The sequence below is a fragment of the Stenotrophomonas sp. FW305-3-2-15-E-LB1 genome (genome assembly GCF_058787375.1).
Genome location: NZ_JBYSZR010000022.1, coordinates 12918 through 31507, shown reverse-complemented (window position 1 = coordinate 31507; position 18590 = coordinate 12918). Strand labels below are relative to the sequence as shown.

Annotated in this window: 17 protein-coding genes; 2 read left to right on the top strand and 15 right to left on the bottom strand. The window is 67.0% G+C overall.

Going from position 1 to position 18590, the window contains the following annotated elements:
• The first annotated feature begins 276 nt into the window (after positions 1–276).
• Both AC3WL7_RS15165 and AC3WL7_RS15160 read left to right on the top strand, forming a co-directional pair.
• Positions 277–705, top strand: a complete 429-nt coding sequence (locus tag AC3WL7_RS15165) for a PAS domain-containing protein (protein WP_200732369.1) — start codon at positions 277–279, stop codon at positions 703–705.
• Positions 702–2231 carry a diflavin oxidoreductase gene (locus AC3WL7_RS15160; protein WP_492751298.1) on the top strand — a complete coding sequence of 510 codons (1530 nt, stop codon included), beginning with the start codon at positions 702–704 and terminating at the stop codon, positions 2229–2231. Before AC3WL7_RS15165 ends, AC3WL7_RS15160 begins: the two co-directional genes overlap by 4 nt.
• 98 nt (positions 2232–2329) lie before the next feature.
• On the opposite strand, the gene AC3WL7_RS15155 is transcribed toward AC3WL7_RS15160, so the two are convergent.
• The 15 genes from AC3WL7_RS15155 to AC3WL7_RS15085 form a co-directional block, all read right to left on the bottom strand.
• Positions 2330–2998 carry an ATP-binding cassette domain-containing protein gene (locus AC3WL7_RS15155; protein ID WP_108759776.1) on the bottom strand — a complete coding sequence of 223 codons (669 nt, stop codon included), beginning with the start codon at positions 2996–2998 and terminating at the stop codon, positions 2330–2332.
• Entirely contained in the window at positions 2988–3671 is a 684-nt protein-coding gene (gene modB / locus AC3WL7_RS15150; RefSeq protein ID WP_492751295.1) for a molybdate ABC transporter permease subunit, read from the bottom strand. Before modB ends, AC3WL7_RS15155 begins: the two co-directional genes overlap by 11 nt.
• A gap of 3 nt (positions 3672–3674) precedes the next feature.
• Complete coding sequence (modA, locus tag AC3WL7_RS15145; protein WP_492751293.1) at positions 3675–4418, bottom strand: molybdate ABC transporter substrate-binding protein; 744 nt, start codon at positions 4416–4418, stop codon at positions 3675–3677.
• 19 nt (positions 4419–4437) lie between these two features.
• Positions 4438–5214 (bottom strand): helix-turn-helix domain-containing protein, encoded by a 777-nt coding sequence (locus AC3WL7_RS15140; protein ID WP_492751291.1) that lies wholly within the window; start codon positions 5212–5214, stop codon positions 4438–4440.
• A gap of 11 nt (positions 5215–5225) precedes the next feature.
• The gene (locus AC3WL7_RS15135) at positions 5226–6440 is read right to left on the bottom strand and encodes an oxygen-independent coproporphyrinogen III oxidase (RefSeq protein WP_492751289.1); all 1215 of its coding nucleotides are present in this window, start codon (positions 6438–6440) and stop codon (positions 5226–5228) included.
• Positions 6441–6506: 66 nt separating this feature from the next.
• Complete coding sequence (locus tag AC3WL7_RS15130; protein ID WP_492751287.1) at positions 6507–7838, bottom strand: MFS transporter; 1332 nt, start codon at positions 7836–7838, stop codon at positions 6507–6509.
• Between the two features lie 24 nt (positions 7839–7862).
• On the bottom strand, positions 7863–8768 hold the full coding sequence (locus AC3WL7_RS15125; protein WP_492751285.1) for a peptidylprolyl isomerase: 906 nt from the start codon (positions 8766–8768) through the stop codon (positions 7863–7865).
• 3 nt (positions 8769–8771) lie between these two features.
• Positions 8772–9479: a respiratory nitrate reductase subunit gamma gene (gene narI, locus AC3WL7_RS15120; protein ID WP_492751283.1), complete on the bottom strand. Its 708-nt coding sequence runs from the start codon at positions 9477–9479 to the stop codon at positions 8772–8774.
• Positions 9476–10156, bottom strand: coding sequence for a nitrate reductase molybdenum cofactor assembly chaperone (narJ, locus tag AC3WL7_RS15115; RefSeq protein WP_492751281.1), 681 nt, complete (start codon positions 10154–10156; stop codon positions 9476–9478). Before narJ ends, narI begins: the two co-directional genes overlap by 4 nt.
• Positions 10153–11703, bottom strand: a complete 1551-nt coding sequence (gene narH, locus AC3WL7_RS15110) for a nitrate reductase subunit beta (protein ID WP_492751279.1) — start codon at positions 11701–11703, stop codon at positions 10153–10155. The genes narJ and narH overlap by 4 nt, the downstream gene beginning before the upstream one ends.
• Complete coding sequence (locus AC3WL7_RS15105) at positions 11703–15446, bottom strand: nitrate reductase subunit alpha (protein ID WP_492751278.1); 3744 nt, start codon at positions 15444–15446, stop codon at positions 11703–11705. Before AC3WL7_RS15105 ends, narH begins: the two co-directional genes overlap by 1 nt.
• Positions 15447–15533: 87 nt before the next feature.
• Positions 15534–16952 (bottom strand): NarK family nitrate/nitrite MFS transporter, encoded by a 1419-nt coding sequence (locus tag AC3WL7_RS15100; RefSeq protein ID WP_492751276.1) that lies wholly within the window; start codon positions 16950–16952, stop codon positions 15534–15536.
• Positions 16953–17096: 144 nt separating this feature from the next.
• Positions 17097–17465 carry a hypothetical protein gene (locus tag AC3WL7_RS15095; RefSeq protein ID WP_295520998.1) on the bottom strand — a complete coding sequence of 123 codons (369 nt, stop codon included), beginning with the start codon at positions 17463–17465 and terminating at the stop codon, positions 17097–17099.
• The gene (gene mobA / locus AC3WL7_RS15090) at positions 17462–18010 is read right to left on the bottom strand and encodes a molybdenum cofactor guanylyltransferase (protein ID WP_492751272.1); all 549 of its coding nucleotides are present in this window, start codon (positions 18008–18010) and stop codon (positions 17462–17464) included. Before mobA ends, AC3WL7_RS15095 begins: the two co-directional genes overlap by 4 nt.
• 93 nt (positions 18011–18103) lie before the next feature.
• On the bottom strand, positions 18104–18589 hold the full coding sequence (locus AC3WL7_RS15085) for a molybdenum cofactor biosynthesis protein MoaE (RefSeq protein ID WP_492751270.1): 486 nt from the start codon (positions 18587–18589) through the stop codon (positions 18104–18106).
• Position 18590 lies beyond the last annotated feature (1 nt).

Sequence of the window (18590 nt, the reverse complement as noted above, 5' to 3'; positions counted from 1 at the left end):
GTCGTCGCGGAACGTGGGGGACGTTTGCGTAGGCTTTACACGAATGTGCACTGTTCCATATCAAACATCCGTGAAGCGACGGCGATTTCTTTGTGACAGCGCGGCATCAGCTCAGTACGCATCGTTGGATGCGCACCGCTGTGAGCCCCCTGCGTCACCTGGTCGCAGGGCTTCACGCAACTGCAGTTGACCAATATCAATCCGCGCCGCGTGCCGTGCGCGTATCTCTATGCAGGAACCCCAACGCCGGCGTTACCGGCATCCAAAGGACCTGCGATGAGCTACTCCCCCGACAACGCCCAGCTGCTGAACGCCATGCAGAACGTCATGGTGATCTCCACCACCGACCTGCAGGGCAACATCACCTATGCCAATGACCTGTTCTGCACGCTCACCGGGTTCGCGCGCGAGGAGCTGATCGGCCAGCCGCACAGCATCGTGCGCCACCCCGACGTGCCCAAGGCCGTCTACAAGGACATGTGGGACACCATCAAGGCCGGCAGGACCTGGACCGGCATCGTCCCGAACCTGGGCAAGGGCGGCGTGCTCTACGTGGTCGACACCACCGTGCAGCCGCTGTTCGATGCCGAAGGCAACATCACCTCGTACATCAGCATCCGCCGCGTGGTGAACGACCTGATGCAGAACTACGACCTGGTCGAGTTCAGCAAGGAAAAGTTCGACGACTTCTACGAGGCCGCGTGAACGCCCTCCCGACCAGTACGTCCTTCAGCCGCCTGCTGGTGGGCTTCGCGTCCGAGTCGGGCAATGCCCGCGCCCTGGCCCAGCGCCTCGGCGCGGAGCTGCAGCCGCACGCGCCGCAGGTCCTTCCGTTCAACGACATCGACGTGGCCAGCCTCGGCCACGGCGACGTGCTGCTGGCCATTTCCAGCTCGTTCGGCGATGGCGAACCGCCCGCCAATGGCGAGCAGTTCTTTGAAACGCTGCGCCAGACCCCGATGCTGAGCGGGCTGCGCTACGCCGTGTTCGACCTGGGCGATACCGGCTACCCCAGTTTCTGTGGCTTCACCAAGGCGCTGGACGCCGCACTGAGCGAGCGCCAGGCGCAGCCGCTGCTGCACCGCGTGGATGCCGATCTCGGCTACGAGCAGTTCTTCCAGCAATGGCAGCCGGTGCTGGGCCAGGTGTTGCAGGGGAACCTGGCCGCCGGCCAGGACCTGCGCCTGCAGGTCACCGCCTACGGCGAAGACAACGCCTTTGCCGCGCGCATCGTTGAGCGCCGCCGCTTGAACAGCAGCGACCCCGCTGCGTGGCACGTGCAGCTCGACATTGCCGGCAGCGGCATGGCCTACCGTGCCGGCGACACTCTGCACGTGGTGCCGGACAACGATCCGTCGCTGCTGCAGGCACTGGCAACGTGGTACGGCGATTCCGCGGCAGTGACGGCACTGCAGGACCGCGAGCTGCGCCTGCCCAGCAAGGGCGTGCTGCGCGAACTGGCCCGCCTTGGCGGCAGCGAAACGCTGAAAGGCCTGCTCAAGGTCAGCCAGAAGCGCGAACTGGACGCCTACCTGCACGGCCTGGACGTGCTGGACCTGCTGCAGGATCATGCCACGCCGGACAGCGTCCCGCTGGACCGGCTGTGCAGCATCCTTTCGCCGCGCCTGCCCCGCGCCTACTCCATTGCCTCGCACCCCGGCGATGACCAGGTCAGCCTGTGCGTGCGCGAGGTGCGATATCACCTTCGCGGCCGCGAGCGTTGCGGCACCGCCACCGGCAGCCTGTTGCACGGTGCCGGCCATGCACGCGTGTACTGCCGGTCCAACCCGGGCTTCCACCTGCCCGACGCCGCCGATGCGCCGCTGCTGATGGTCGGTACCGGTACCGGCATCGCACCGCTGATGGGCCTGATGCAGGAACTGCAGGCCGGCACGCACGCGCGCGACGTGCACCTGGTGTTCGGCGAGAAGCACCGGCAACACGATTACCTGTACCGCGAACAATTGGAGGACTGGCACGCACAGGGGCTGCTGGCCGGCCTGCATACCGCCTTCTCGCGTGACGGCACCGGAAAGGTCTACGTGCAGCATGTGCTGCAGCAGCGCGCCGATGACGTGCGTGATCTGCTGGCACGTGGCGGCCACCTGTACCTGTGCGGCAACAAGCGGCACCTGGAAGCAGCGGTGCGTGAGGCCATCGATGCGATCGGTGGCGAGGGACGCTGGGAGACGCTGCGCGGTGAAGGCCGCACCCACTGCGAGCTGTATTGACGGCGGGATCGATTCCGCCGGGCATGGCCCGGCGCTGCCACGAACCGTTGACCACCCATCCAGGGTTACGGGGTTGCCGGCCAGCGGCCGGCACTACCTCAATCGCTGACGATGCGGCCGTCCACGACGCGGGCCACCTGCTGGCCGAATACTTCGACATCGCGCGGGTCGTGGCTGATCAGCAGCAGCGGGATGCCCGTTTCATCCAGCACCGCTTCCAGCTCCTGGCGCAGGTGCTGGCGCAGATCGTGGTCCAGTGCGGCGAACGGTTCGTCCAGCAGCAGCGCCTGCGGCTGGGTCACCAGCGCCCGTGCCAGCGCCGTACGCTGGCGTTGGCCGCCAGACACCTGCGACGGCAGCAGATCGGCCACGTGGTCGATGCGGAAGGCCTGCAGCCAGCGCTCCACCGCATCATTGCGCACGGCGCGGCGAGGATTGAGCCAGCCGCGGTGCAGCCCGAACGCCACGTTCTGCCGCACGCTCAGGTGCGGGAACAGCGCGTAGTCCTGGAATACATAGCCCAGCCGGCGTTGCTGCGGTGGCAGGTTCACCCCCGCAGCACTGTCGAACAACACCTGGCCCTGCAGCCGCACGTGGCCGTGCCAAGGCCGCAGCAGGCCTGCCACGGCCTTCAGGGTCAGGCTCTTGCCCGCACCGGACGGGCCGAACAGCACCACCTGCCGCTGCCGGCACTGCAGCGCCACGTCCAGCACGAACTGCGTGCTGGCCGCCTGCATCGGCCGGTGAACCTGCAGATCAAGCCACATCGCGCAGCTCCTGCCGGCGCCCGCCTACCAGGCGCGCGGCCAGCAGCAGGATCACGATGCACACCACCGAGGTCAGGATCACCAGCGCATTGGCCTTGCCATCCTGCCCGGCCTGCACCGCTTCATAGATCGCAATCGAGAGCGTCTGCGTGCGGCCGGGAATGCTGCCCGCCAACATCAGCGTCGCACCGAACTCGCCCATCGCTCGCGCGAACGCCAGCAGCAGGCCGGCCAGGATGCCGCGCCAGGCCAGTGGCAGGGTGATGCGGAAGAACACCGCGGCCTCGGACACGCCCAGCGTGCGTGCCGCATTCTCGAGCTGGCCATCCACGCCTTCGAACGCGGCGCGGGCGGGCTTGAACACCAGCGGCAGCGAGGCCACCGCTGCAGCAATCACCGCCGCCTGCCAGGTAAACACCAGGTTGATGCCGAACCACGACTGCAGCCACACGCCTATCGGACCGTTGCGGCCGATCAGCACCAGCAGGTAGTAGCCCAGCACCGTGGGCGGCAGCACCATCGGCAGGGTCAGTATCGAATCCAGCAGTTCACGGCCAGGGAAGCGCCTGCGCGCCAGCAGCGCACCCAGCGCAACGCCCAGCACCAGGTTGATCGCGGTGGCCCAGCCGGCCACCTTCAACGACAGGCCCAGGGCGCTCCAATCCAGATCCATGCCTCAGGGCTTGCCGAATCCGTGCTTGACCAGGATCGCCTGGCCCTGCGGCGAGCGCACGAAGGCCGTGAAGCGCTTGGCTTCGGCCGGCTGCGTGCTGGCCTGGACCACCGCCAGTGGATAGGCGATGCGACCGGCGACCGGCACTTCAAACGCGCGGCGCACGCGGTCGGGCATGGCCTGCGCATCGGTGGCGTAGACGAAGCCCGCATCCACTTCACCGCGCGCCACGTAATCCAGCGACTGGCGCACGTTCTGGGTGGTGATGGCCTTGCCCTGCACCGCCGGCCACAGCCCCGCCTTTTCCAGCGCACCCTTGGCATAGCGGCCCACCGGCACGCTGTCAGGGTTGCCCAGCGCGATGCGCTGCACGCTGCCGCCCGCCAGATCCTTCAGGGCACGCGGGGCGGCCTTGGCCTGCGGCGGCACCACCACCCACAGCGCGTTCACCGCGAACACCTCGCGGGTGCCGGGCGCCAGCAGCTTCTGCTGTTCGGCCTGGTCCATGGTGGTCTCGTCGGCCGACGCAAACACATCCACCGGTGCACCGCGGCTGATCTGCTGCAGCAGCACCCCGGACGCGGCGAAGTTGAAATCAACCTTGGTGCCCGGGTGCGCCTTCTCGTAGGCCGCGCCCAGTTCGCGGAAACTCTCGGTCAGGCTCGATGCCGCCGACACCGTCAGCTCGGCGGCCCATGCCGGCAGTGCAGCCAGCAGGCCCAGCAACAACAGTCCAGCACGTTTCATCATCGGCTCTCGTCAGGATTCAGTCTGGTTCGGATTCGTCGGCCACCGCCAGGGTGGCCAGACGCTCAGGTTGCAGCAGCAGGATCTCGCGCTGTTTGACCGCGATCACACCGTCATCGCTCAGGCGACGCAGCACGCGGCTGGCAGTCTCCGGCGCCATGCGCAGGTAGTTGGCGATCTCGGTGCGGGCCATGGTCAGGTTGAAGCGCGTGGCGGAGAAACCACGGCGCGCGTAACGCTCGGACATGTCCAGCAGGAACGCGGCCATGCGTTCCTCGGTGCGGTGGTTGGCGGCCAGCGTGGCGACCTTGCCGATCTCCGCGCTGAGCAGGCTGAACAGCTTGGCCTGCAGCCCGGGCATGCGCGTGGCCAGCAGGCTCAGCTTCGGGAAGGAGATGCGGCACAGGTGCACCGTGTCCAGCGCTACCGCATTGCAGGGGAAGCGCGAACCATGGATGGCATTGAGGCCGATCACTTCGCCGGGCAGGCTGAAACCGAGCACCTGCTCGTTGCCCTGGCTGTCATCGACGAAGGTCTTGACCATGCCCGCGCGCACTGCGGCGATCGAATCGAACTGTTCACCGGCACGGAAGATGTAATCGCCGGCATGGAACGGGCCGACATGATCCACCAGCACGTGCAGGTCACCCAGCGCGGTCTTGTCGTAGCCCTGCGACATGCAGGCATCGGAAAACGCGCAGGTGCTGCAGAAATGCAGGGCGTCGCCATCATCGGCGGCGGCGGGGTTCGGCGTGGCCTGGCCGAGGCGGCCGCGGGAAGGCGGAGTCAAGGACATCGAAGCGACACTCAAGCGATGGCGGCCGCCGGCCGGAAACATGCCGCCATCATACGCCACAGCAGGTGCCCTTCTTCGGCCAGGCGCAGCACGCGCCCGTCCCAGTGGGCCCAGCCGCGCGCCAGCAGCGGATCCAGGGCCGGCAGTGCATCGGCGAAGCACGTATCAAACGCGACGCCATTGCGCCATTCAAACGCCGCGGCATCGACGAAATGGTCGCAGGCGATGCTCTGCGCCACCTCGGACGACAGTCGCTCCTGTTCAGACAGGATCAGGCCAGCCGTCACCCCGATCTGTCCGGACTGCAGGCGCGCCTGCCAGGCCTGCAGGTCGTCTTCCAGCCGGTAGAACACCTCGCCGATCTGGCTGCAGGCCGCCAGGCCCAGGCCGACGAAGTCGCTGCGGTCACGGCGTGGCACGCCGGCCAGGTCGCAATGGCGCTGCCCATCGCCCGGCCCGTTGGGGTCCGGCAGGTCGCCGCGCTGGTAGTGGTCGCCGCCGATGGCCACGTAGCCGGCGTCGCGCAGCAGCCGCCAGGTCTGCAGCCACGCATCGGCAGCGGGCCGTTCGGGCACGGCACACGGTGCCGGCAACAGGATGCGTTCCGGTGCCTCGGCCAGGACTTCATGCACGCGCTCGATGTAGCCACGATCCTCCGCCGACGGCACGCGGAACTGGTAGTAGCGTGCAGTGAACCCGACCTGGCGCGACTGCGCCAGCAGGGTCGGGCCCGGCGCATCAGCACGGTCGATCACATTGAAACGGGTGCAGCCCACGGCGCGGAGCTGCGCCGGTGGCAGCGTGCTGCCGGCATCCACGCGGACTTCCACCTGCGGCCGGGCCACGGTGCGCAGCTGCTGTGGCACCGCATCCAGCAACTGGCCCAACGCCACCGGCGCCAGCACCTCGGCCAGGCCGAGCTGCAGCACCATGGCCACCGCCTCGCGATCATCGGCCAGTGCATCGGCCTGGCGCCGCAATGCGGTCAGCAGGGTATCCAGATAGCCGGACGCGGCTGCCGCCTGCCCTGCCCGGCCGGCCTGGAAGCCCAGAGTCAGCCCGCGCGGGATCAGGTGCTCGTTGCTGGCGCGCAGGGCGCCGCGCCATCCACTTTCGCCGAAGCCGGCACTGAACTGGTCGGCCGCCGGGAACAGCACGTGGCGGGGTTGCCGCAGCAATGCTGCCTGCAGCGCGGTGTCCTCACTCGGTTCGGCGTGGAAGCTCATGGCAGACATCTTCGGGCGTCCCTCTTCGCGTTGCCCTGATTGAAATCAAGCGTGCCGCATCGCCGGCTACCTGCCACGCACACGATCGGCCGCAGCCGCATCGATGGCTTCGGGCAGATCGGTCTCGCGGTCGATCTGCGGGAAGTGGCGACGCTCCATCCGGCGGATCGCGAAGTGCATCCAGGCCAGCGCCGTAGCCACCAGCACGAACAGCAGCATGAAGCAGCTGCTCCAGATGCCCAGCGCATCGTTGAGCGCACCGAACACGATCGGCAGGATGAAGCCACCCAGCCCGCCGATCATGCCGACCACCCCGCCCACCGCACCCACGTGGTGCGGGTAGTACACCGGAATGTGCTTGTAGACCGCCGCCTTGCCCAGCGACATGAAGAAGCCCAGCACGAACACCAGCACGGTGAACATCACCACGCCGATGGCCAGGTGGAAATGAATCGGGCCGTGGATGCCCTTCACCACGTATTCGGTATCCGGGTAGGCCAGCAGGAAGGTGCAGATGGCCGACACGCCGAAGGTCCAGTACATCACCCGCCGTGCGCCGATCCGGTCCGACATCCAGCCACCGACCACGCGGAACAGGCTGGCCGGGATGGAGTAGCAGGCCGCCAGCATGCCCGCATGGCCCACGTCCATGCCGTAGGCACCCACCAGATAGTGCGGCAGCCACAACGCCAGCGCCACGAAGCCGCCGAACACGAAGAAGTAGTACAGCGAGAACCGCCAGACCTGCAGGTTCTTCAGCGGGGCCATCTGCTCGGCGAACGGCACCGGCTTGACGCCATCGCGGCGGCGCTGCTCGAGCGAAGGATCCTCCTTGCTGAACAGGAAGAACAGAATGGCAGTGACCGCCAGGGCCACCGCCCAGACCTTGGCCACCATGGTCCAGCCGGCCGCCACCATCACCAGCGGCGCCAGCAGCTTGGTCACCGCGGCGCCGATGTTGCCGGCGCCGAAGATGCCCAGCGCCGTACCCTGCTTGCTGGCCGGGAAGAAGCGGGAGACGTACGCCACGCCCACCGAGAAGTTGCCGCCGGCAATGCCCACGCACAGCGCCGCGAACAGGAACTGGGTGTAGGTGTGGGCGTAGGTCAGCATCCAGGTGGCCACCGCGCCACACAGCATCACCAGCACCATCACCTTGCGGCCACCGAACTGGTCGGACCAGATGCCGAGGAAGACCCGGCTGATGGAACCGGTCAGCACCGGAGTGGCGATCAGCAGGCCGAACTGGGTGTCGCTCAGTCCCAGCTGCTCGCTGATCTGGATGCCGATGATGGAGAAGATCATCCATACCGCGAAACACACGGTGAAGGCGAACGTGCTCAGCCACAGCGCACGCTGCTGCTGCCCGGCACTGGCGGGGGCGAGGACCTGGTTCATGCAATCTCCTTTCTCAAGGGTCGGTCAGCCGTTCCCGGCTTCGGCTTCGGCTTCGATCTCGTCCAGCCCGCGCACCGGGTAACGTTCCTGCAGCTGCAGCAGGTAGGCCTGCACCTCGCGCTGGCGCACCTGCAGTTCCAGGTAGTCGCGGATCTGTGGCAGCACCGCCTCGAAAGGCTGCGGCTGGCCGTCCTCGCGGGCGTCGATGCAGACCACGTGGTAGCCCCAGCGTGATTCCACCGGGAACCCCGCCAGGCCCTCGCGCAGGCGGAACACCTGGCGGTCGAACTCCGGCGTGGTCTGCCCACGCTGCAGCCAACCGAGGTCGCCACCGTCGCTGCTGGAGGGGCACCGCGAGTGGCGCAGGGCGAAATCGGCAAACAGGTGCGGGGCCTGCTTCAGCTCCGCCACCAGCCGCTCGCCTTCGTTGCGCGCGTCCAAGCGCCCGGCCACGTCATCGGCCGGTGCCGCCAGCAGGATATGGCGCAGGCGCACGCGGTCGGGCGAGCGGAAGCGTTCGGGGTTCTGTTCAAAATAGCGCCGGCAGTCCTCGTCGGTGGGTACGCGGTCTTCGATCGCGTCCTCGATCAGCTGCTGGATCAGCACTTCCTCGTCACTCACCCGGCCGCCCTCCTGCGCCTGCAGGCCCAGCCGCTGCACCTCCAGGCGCAGCAGCTCGCGCACCACCAGTGCACGTGCCGCTTCGGCCCTCGACTGCTCCGGGCGCATCGCCCGGTGGTGCTGCATCTCGCGGGCGATGTCGGCCTCGCTGATCGCGGTCTCGTCCACGTACAGCCGGCACGGCGCCGGCTGCCCGAGCAAGCGCGGCCCCTGCTCCGCCGCGTCGTGGTGGTGCGAATGGGCCTCGGCCGGAACCGGGGCATTGGAATCGATCACGGTGATCGGCAGGAACTTCGGCAGGCTGCCCATGGCTTACTCCCGCGGACCGTAGCGCAGCGGGGCCTGGCGGCGGCGCACCACCTGGTATGGCCGCCACAGGTAGCTGATCGGAATGCTCCACACGTGCACCAGGCGGGTGAACGGCGCGATCAGGAACAGGGTCAGGCCCAGGAAGATGTGCATCTTGTAGACCCAGCTGACGCCCTCGATGTAATCGGCGGCGCCGGCACGGAAGGTGACGATGTGCTGCGCCCATTCGGCCAGCTGCACCATCACGCCACCGTCCAGGTGGCCGGACGAGATGCGGATGCTGTACAGGCCCAGGCACAGCTGGGCGAACAACAGCACCAGCACCAGCGTGTCACCGAAGCTGCCGGTGGCCCGCACGCGCGCGTTGAACAGGCGGCGCACCAGCAGGATGCTGATGCCGATGAGGCACAGCGCACCGAACACGCCGCCCACCACCATCGCCAGCATCTGCTTCTGCGAGGAGGTGATGAAGTGCTCGTACACGGCATGCGGGGTCAGCAGGCCCACCAGGTGGCCACCGAGAATGGCCAGGATGCCGATGTGGAAGCAGTTGCTGCCGATCCGCATGCCCTTGTCCGACAGCATCTGGCTGGAGCCGGTGCGCCAGGTGTACATGGCCTTGTCGTAGCGGGCCCAGCTGCCGATCAGCAGCACCGCCACGGCGATGTACGGGTAATACTGGAAGGCGAATTGATGAAGGTAGTAGTTCATGGCTGGACCTCACGGTGCACGGGACGCCCGGGCGAGCGCGTCGGTGGCTTGCAGTCTTCGGCAGGGGCTTCGGCGCCGAAGCGCACCGCCTCTTCTTCCCACAACCGGTCCATCGCCTCGGCCGTGTCGTCGCGGGGTTCTTCGCTGGCGCGCTGCCGCAGCGCCTCCAGGTTGACCTTGCCGTCGCCGGCCTCCACCAGGATCTCCAGCAGCGGTACGTGCGGCAGCGTGCGTTCGGCCGCACGCGCGGCCAGCATGCCGGCGATGTGGCCGATATGGTGCAGCCATTCGCGGGCCTCCTCCCGTGGCCGGTGCGCCAGGAATTCCAGCAGCAGCGGCAGGTAATCCGGCAGCTCGCGCGCGTCCAGCTCGAAGCCGGCACGGCGGTAGGTTTCCACCAGATCGACCATGGCCTGGCCGCGATCGCGCGATTCGCCATGGATGTGTTCGAACAGCAGCAGGCTCATCGAACGGCCCCGGTCGAAGGTCGCCAGCCAGGCCGCCTGCGCGTCCAGCGGGTCACTGTCCAGCAGCTGCTGCACGAAGCCGCGCAGCTGCTGGCGGCGAGCGGCGGGGAGTGCCGCCTGGTCACAGGCAGCCAGCAGTTCGTCGCCGTGCTGCCAGAGTTCATCACGGGGGTAGTCCAGCAGCACCCCGACCAGCTTGAGGACGCTCATTCCACCACCTCCTTGCGGCGCCGGTGGTTGGGCCCGTTGTTGACCACGAAGGTGGTGGCCTTGCGCTGCCCGAACAGGTCGGCCGGGCTGTCACCGTTGCAGCCGTTGCCGAAGGTGAAGCCGCAGCCACCGCGCTCACCGAAGGCGTCGTTGGCATACTCGCGGTGGCCGGTGGGAATCACGAAACGATCCTCGTAGTTGGCGATGGCCAGGTAGCGGTACATCTCCTCCACCTGGGCGATGCTCAGCCCCGCCTGGTCCAGCACGGCGGTGTCCTCCACGCCGTCCACGTTCTTGGCCCGGCGCCAGGCGCGCATCGCCATCAGCCGTTCCAGCGCGCGCACCACCGGGGCTTCGTCGCCTGCCGTGAGCATGTTGGCCAGGTAGCGCACCGGAATGCGCAGCGACGCCACGTCCGGCAGCTCGCCGCTCATGCCGATGCGGCCGCGCTCGGCGGCGGACTGGATGGGCGACAGCGGTGGCACGTACCAGACCATCGGCAGCGTGCGGTATTCCGGGTGCAGCGGCAGGGCCAGCTTCCAGTCGATGGCCAGCTTGTAGACCGGCGACTGCTTGGCCGCTTCCAGCCAGCTGTCCGGGATCCCTTCCTGGCGCGCAGCGGCGATCACCGCCGGGTCTTCCGGGTCCAGGAAGATGTCCAGGTGGGCCTGGTACAGGTCCTTTTCCGCGGCCACCGAGGCGGCCTCGGCGATGCGGTCGGCGTCGTACAGCGTCACGCCCAGGTAGCGGATGCGGCCCACGCAGGTTTCCGAGCACACCGTCGGCTCACCCATCTCGATGCGCGGGTAGCAGAAGATGCACTTCTCGGATTTGCCGCTCTTCCAGTTGTAGTAGATCTTCTTGTACGGGCAGGCCGACACGCACATGCGCCAGCCACGGCACTTGTCCTGGTCGATCAGCACGATGCCGTCTTCCTCGCGCTTGTAGATCGCACCCGACGGGCACGCCGACACGCACGCCGGGTTCAGGCAGTGCTCGCACAGGCGCGGCAGGTACATCATGAAGGTCTTCTCGAAGGCGCCGTAGATCTCCTTCTGCACCTCGTTGAAGTTGTAGTCGCGCGAGCGCTTGCTGAATTCCGAGCCGAGGATCTCCTCCCAGTTCGGGCCCCACTCGATCTTCTGCATGCGCTCGCCGCTGATCAGCGAACGCGGCCGCGCGGTGGGCTGGTGCTGGCTGTCCTTGGCGGTGTGCAGGTTCTGGTAGTCGAAATCGAACGGCTCGTAGTAGTCGTCGATCTGCGGCAGGTCCGGGTTGGCGAAGATCTTGGCCAGCATCCGCCAGCGCCCGCCGGCACGCGGCACCAGCTTGCCGGCGCGCGTGCGCACCCAACCGCCGTTCCACTTGTCCTGGTTCTCCCACTCCTTCGGGTAGCCGATGCCCGGCTTGGTTTCCACGTTGTTGAACCAGGCGTACTCGACGCCCTCGCGCGAGGTCCAGACGTTCTTGCAGGTGATCGAGCAGGTATGGCAGCCGATGCACTTGTCCAGGTTCAGCACCATCGCGATCTGTGCACGGACCTTCATCACACCACCTCCTTGGCGGCAGCCGGAACGGCCTCGCCATCCAGCCAATCAATCTTGTCCATCTTGCGGACGATCACGAACTCGTCGCGGTTGGTGCCGCAGGTGCCGTAGTAGTTGAAGCCATAGGCCAGCTGCGCGTAACCGCCGATCATGTGGGTGGGCTTGAGCACGATGCGGGTCACCGAATTGTGGATGCCGCCACGGGTGCCGGTGATCTGCGAACCCGGCACGTTGATGATGCGTTCCTGGGCGTGGTACATCATCGCCATGCCCGGCATCACGCGCTGGCTGACCACCGCGCGCGCCGCAATCGCACCATTGACGTTGAACAGCTCGATCCAGTCGTTGTCGACGATGCCGGCACTGCGCGCGTCATCCTCGCTCAGCCACACGATCGGGCCGCCGCGCGACAGCGTCTGCATGATCAGGTTGTCGCTGTAGGTGCTGTGGATGCCCCACTTCTGGTGCGGGGTGATCCAGTTCAGCACGATCTCCTTGTTGCCGTTCGGGCGCTGGTTCAGCAGCGGCTCCACCGTGCGCGTGTTGACCGGCGGGCGATAGCTCATGAAGGCCTCGCCGAAGTCGATCATCCACTCATGGTCCTGGTAGAACTGCTGGCGGCCGGTCACCGTGCGCCATGGAATCAGCTCGTGCACGTTTGTGTAGCCCGCGTTGTAGCTGACGTTGTCGTCCTCCAGGCCCGACCAGATCGGCGAGGAGATGATCTTGCGCGGCTGCGCCTGGATGTCACGGAAGCGGATCGCCTCGTGCTCCTTGCCGACCGCCAGGTGGGTGTGCTCGCGGCCGGTGAAGCTGCCCAGCGATTCCCAGGCCTTCACTGCCACGTGGCCGTTGGTTTCAGGCGCCAGGTGCAGGATGACTTCGGCTGCGTCGATGGCGGTGGAAATGGCCGGACGGCCCTGGCTGACGCCCTCGTCGAGCACGGTATGGTTGAGCTTGCCGAGGAAGTCGATCTCGTGCTTGGTATCCCAGTTCATGCCCTTGCCGCCGTTGCCCAGCTTGTCCAGCAGCGGGCCCAGCGAGGTGAACTTGCGGTACAGGTTGGGGTAATCGCGCTCGACCACGGTCATCGACGGCATGGTCTGCCCCGGGATGGCCTCGCACTCGCCCTTCTTCCAGTCGGCCACGCCGAACGGCATGCCCAGTTCGTTGGGCGTGTCGTGCAGGGTCGGCACCAGCACCAGGTCCTTTTCAACGCCCAGCACGCCCGGTGCCATGTCGCTGAGGGTACGCGCCACGCCCTTGAAGATGTCCCAGTCGCTGCGCGATTCCCAGGCCGGGTCCACCGCCTTGGACAGCGGGTGGATGAACGGGTGCATGTCCGAGGTATTGAGGTCGTCCTTCTCGTACCACGTCGCCGTCGGCAGCACGATGTCCGAGTACAGCGCGGTGGTGCACATGCGGAAGTCGAGCGTGACCAGCAGGTCGAGCTTGCCTTCCGGCGCCTCGTCATGCCACTTCACTTCCTGCGGCTTGATCGCGCCCATCTCGCCCAGGTCCTTGCCCTGCAGGCCGTGGCGCGTGCCGAGCAGGTGGCGCAGCATGTACTCATGGCCCTTGCCCGAGGAACCGAGCAGGTTCGAGCGCCAGATGAACATCATCCGCGGGTGGTTCTGCTGCGCGTCCGGGTCGGCGAAGGCGAAGTCCAGCGAGCCATCCTTGAACTTGCCCAGCGCGTAGTCGGCCGGGGCTACGCCGGCCGCCTCGGCCTCGCGCACCAGCTGCAGCGGGTTGCGGTCCAGCTGCGGGGTACTGGGCAGCCAGCCCATGCGCACCGCGCGCAGGTTGAGGTCGGCCAGGCTGCCGCTGTACTTGCTGGCATCGGCCAGCGGCGAAAGCAGCTCATCCACCTGCAGCTTCTCGTAGCGCCACTGCCCGGTGTTGAAGTAGAAGAACGACGTGCCGTTCATGTGCCGCGGCGGGCGGCTCCAGTCCAGGCCGAAGGCCAGCGGCTGCCAGCCGGTCTGCGGGCGCAGCTTTTCCTGCCCCACGTAATGCGCCCAGCCGCCACCGGTCTGGCCCACGCAACCGCACATGATCAGCATGTTGATCAGGCCGCGGTAGTTCATGTCGTTGTGGAACCAGTGGTTCATGCCCGCGCCGACGATGATCATCGAACGGCCGTGGGTCTTGTCGGCGGTGCGGGCGAACTCACGGGCGATCTCGATCACCTCGCCGCGCGACACGCCGGTGATGCGCTCCTGCCAGGCCGGCGTACCCGGCACCATGTCGTCGAAGCTGGTGGCCACGTTGCCGCCGCCGAAGCCACGGTCCACGCCGTACTGGGCCAGCAGCAGGTCGTAGACCGTGGCCACCAGGGTGTCGCCGCCATCGGCCAGGGCCAGGCGACGCACCGGGATGTTGCGTTCAAGCACGTCCTCGGCCGGGGCCGGGGTCCAGCCGTCGGTCTCGATGCCGCCGAAGTACGGGAAGCTGACTGCTTCGATACCCTCGTGGCCCTCGGCCAGGCTCAGCCGCAGGCGCGTATCGGCGCCGTTGCTTTCCTTTTCCTCGATGTTCCACTTGCCCTTCTCGCCCCAGCGGAAGCCGATCGAGCCGTTGGGCACCACGATCTGGCCGCTGCTCTCGTCGTAGGCCAGGGTCTTCCAGTCGGGATTGTTGGCTTCGCCCAGGCCACCCAGTTCGCTGGCGCGCAGGAAGCGGCCCGGCACCAGCCGGCCATCCTCGCGGCGCTCCAGGCGCACCAGCATCGGCATGTCCGAGTACTGGCGGCAGTAGTCCTGGAAGTACTGCGAAGGCGAATCGACGTGGAACTCGCGCAGGATCACATGGCCGAAGGCAAACGCCAGCGCCGCATCGGTGCCCTGCTTGGGGTGCAGCCAATGGTCGGTCAGCTTGGCCAGCTCGGAATAGTCCGGGCAGATCGCCACCGTCTTGGTGCCGTTGTAGCGCGCCTCGGTGAAGAAGTGCGCATCGGGCGTGCGCGTCTGCGGCACGTTCGAACCCCAGGCGATGATGTAGCGGCTGTTGTACCAGTCGGCCGATTCGGGCACGTCGGTCTGCTCGCCCCAGATCTGCGGCGAGGCCGGTGGCAGGTCGCAGTACCAGTCATAGAAGGACAGGCAGGCGCCGCCCAGCAATGACAGGTAACGCGCGCCGGCCGCATAGGACACCATCGACATCGCCGGAATGGGCGAGAAGCCGACGACGCGGTCCGGCCCGTACTGCTTCACCGTGTACAGGTTGGAGGCGGCGATGATCTCGTTGGCCTCTTCCCACTGCAGGCGCACGAAGCCGCCCATGCCGCGGCGGGTCTTGTACGAGCGTGCCTTTTCCTTGTCCTCGACGATGCTGGCCCAGGCATCCACCGGAGCCTTGGTCCTGCGGGCTTCGCGCCACAGGCGCAGCAGCGTGCCGCGGATCAGCGGGTACTTCAGGCGGTTGGCGCTGTACAGGTACCAGGAATAGCTGGCGCCACGCGGGCAGCCACGCGGTTCATGGTTGGGCAGGTCCGGGCGCGTGCGCGGGTAGTCGGTCTGCTGGGTTTCCCAGGTGACCAGGCCGTTCTTGACGTAGATCTTCCAGCTGCACGAACCGGTGCAGTTCACCCCGTGGGTGGAGCGGACGATCTTGTCGTACTGCCAGCGCTGGCGGTAACTGTTTTCCCAGTCACGGCCCTCGCTCTTGGCAAAACCATGGCCATCGGCAAAGGTCTGGGGTTCACGCTTGAAGAACTGCAAGCGATCGAGGAAATAACTCATCGTGGATCTCCCTTTGCGGACATCGGCATCGTGGCTGGGGTGTTCATTGGCTTCGGTGCATTGCTCGGGTTGTCAGCTGGGCTGCCCCTAGCAGGGGGTTTCAGCACCGCGCCGGTAGTACCACCACCAGGTCACGGCCAGGCAGGTGAAGTAGAAAGCGATGAATCCGTACAGCGCCATGTCCGGGCTGCCGGTCAACGTGATGGACGAGCCGTAGCTCTTGGGAATGAAGAAGCCGCCGTAGGCGCCGATCGCGCCGGAGAAGCCGACCACGGCGGCCGACTCGATGCTGGCCTGGTGCCCGGCAGCGGCCTTGCCCTCGGCGCTGTCATTGGCCGCCCAGCGCTCGTGCAGGGTGCGGAAGATCACCGGGATCATGCGGAAGGTGGTGCCGTTGCCGATGCCACTGAGCACGAACAGCGCCATGAAGCTGAGCAGGAAGCCGTTGAAGCTGCCGCCCTGGCCGTCGCTGGGCAGGAAGTGCAGCACGCCGAACACCGCAGCGATCATCAGCGCGAACACCCAGAAGGTCAGGCGTGCGCCGCCCCAGCGGTCGGCCATGCTGCCGCCGACCGAGCGCATCAGCGCGCCCAGCAGCGGGCCGATGAAGGCGTAGGCCAGCGGATTCACGTCCGGGAACTGGCTCTTGACCAGCATCGGGAAGCCGGCCGAGAAGCCGATGTACGAACCGAAGGTGCCGATGTACAGCCAGCACATCAGCCAGTTGTGCTTGCGGCGGAAGATCACCGCCTGCTCGGCGAAGGAGGAGCGCGCACTGGTCAGGTCGTTCATGCCGAACCAGGCCGCGACCGCGCAGACGATGATGGCAGGCACCCAGATGAAACCGGCGTTCTGCAGGTACAGCGCCGCGCCCCCGTCCACCACCGGCTGCGGTGCGCCACCCAGCGCACCAAACACGCCCACGGTGATGACCAGCGGCACGACCGCCTGCGCCACCGACACGCCCACGTTGCCCAGCCCGGCGTTCAGGCCCAGAGCCAGGCCCTGCTTCTGCTTGGGGTAGAAGAAGGAGATGTTGGACATCGAGGAGGAGAAGTTCGCCCCGCCGAAGCCACAGAGGATGGCGATGACCACGAACACCCAGTACGGGGTGGCCGGGTTCTGCACGGCAAACCCCAGCCAGATCGTGGGCGCCAGCAGCGAGGCGGTGGACAGCGCCGTCCAGCGGCGACCACCGAAGATCGGGATGACGAAGGAGTAGAAGATGCGCAGCGTGGCGCCGGACAGGCTGGGCAGCGCCACCAGCCAGAACAGCTGGTCGGTGCTGAAGGGGAAGCCGATCTTCGGCAGGCTGATGGTCACCGCCGAGAACAGCACCCAGACCGCGAAGGCCAGCAGCAGCGAGGGGATGGAGATGACCAGGTTGCGGGTGGCGACCCGCTTGCCGGTGCGTTCCCAGTAACCGGCGTCTTCCGGCATCCAGTCGCTGATGACGCGGCCGGATCGGGCAGTGCTGGGGACAACAGGATCGCTACCGACGGTCATACATGGCTCCAGGGCTGTGAAATGACGTGGGTACTGCTTTCAAGTTGTAACCCGTCGTCACGCAGCCATTAGGCCGGGCAATGCCCTCGACGGGGTTGATCTGGATCAATCAGGGGCCGGTATCCACCCTGCCCCTGACAAATGTCAAACCGGTGACCCGGAACTGCTGCGGCGGCTCACGCCGCGCTGGCGCACGCTGTCGCGCACATCCACATCGAACTGCAGCTGCAGCGTGGTGCCGTCATCAAGGTACAGCGGGAAGGCCAGCCCGTCACGGCACGGCAGGCGCCCGGCCAGCGCTTCGACCGCCTCGCGCGGCAGTACCAGCCGGCAGTAGGTGCCACCGTCGAGCAGCACGGCCTGGTCGCCGCCATGCAGGGACACTGCCGTGCCCCAGCCTCCATTGCCGCCGAACCGGGTCAGGTTCTCGACCGATTCGCCGGCCAGCAGCTGGGCCAGCTCGGCCTCGTCCAGGCGTAGTCGCATGGCTTGATCCTGCAGCTGCACCTTCATGAGGCGACATCCTCCCATTGGGCGGGCGTGTTGCAGTTGACCAGGGCGCTTTCGTCGGCGTGGGCCAGGCGCACGGTGTGTGCGCCCAGGCGATGTTGCAGGGCCTGCAGGGAACGCGGGCCAAGGGGATCGTGGATCATGCTTTCAAGGACTGTACGGCTTTCATTGTCCACATTAAACAGCATTGGAAGCGGATGGCCGTCATAGATCGTGCAGCGGCCAGGATGGGCATCACGCAACTGCTCGAGCAGCCGGTGGGTGAGGCGTGGCGTATCCACCGGCACCACCCACGCCGGGCCGTCAGGCATCTGCAGGGCCACGCTGTACAGCCCGCCCAGCGGACCGCAGCGGGCCACCCGGTCGGGGATGCCATCAAACGCCGGGTAGTGGCCACTCACCCAGACCCGGTCCGCGCCTGCCAGCATCAGCAGGCCGCGCATGTGTTCCAGCAGCGTGCGCCCCTGCCAGGGCAGCATGGCCTTGTCGCGCCCCATGCGGCTGGACAGCCCGCCGGCCAGCACGATGCCGGCCATCGGCGCGTTCATGGCAGCGCCACGCACTCATCCACGCATGGCGTGGATCTACTGGGCCCAACCGTCAGTAGAGCCACGCCATGCGTGGCTGCCGGTGGCGTGGTTCTACTCGTGGTCATGGTCATGCACCGGGGTGTCGTCGGCGTGGCACAGGCTGCAACCCTCGGTCCACTCGCTGTCACCGTCCTGGTAGTGCTCCTGCTTCCAGATCGGGCACTGGTGCTTGACCGCCTCGATCAGCTGCCGGCATGCACGGAAGGCTTCGTCGCGGTGCGGGCTGCCGGCGGCCACCACCACCGCCACCTCGCCCACCGCCAGGCGGCCCCTGGCGTGGGCCACGTACAGCTTCAGCTTCGGCCCGTAGGCGGCCTGCACCTCGGCCGCCAGCCGCTGCAGCTCGTTCAGCACCAGCGGCTCGAACAGGTCATAGCTGATGCCCAGCACCGGCCGGCCCTGGTTGAGGTCGCGCACCTTGCCGATGAATACGTCGATGCCGCCGAAACCGGGATCGGATACCGCCGCAATGCCTTCGCCCGGATCAATCGCCGCCTGTGCGCGGTCGACCACCTTCGCGATCGTGGGATGGCTCATC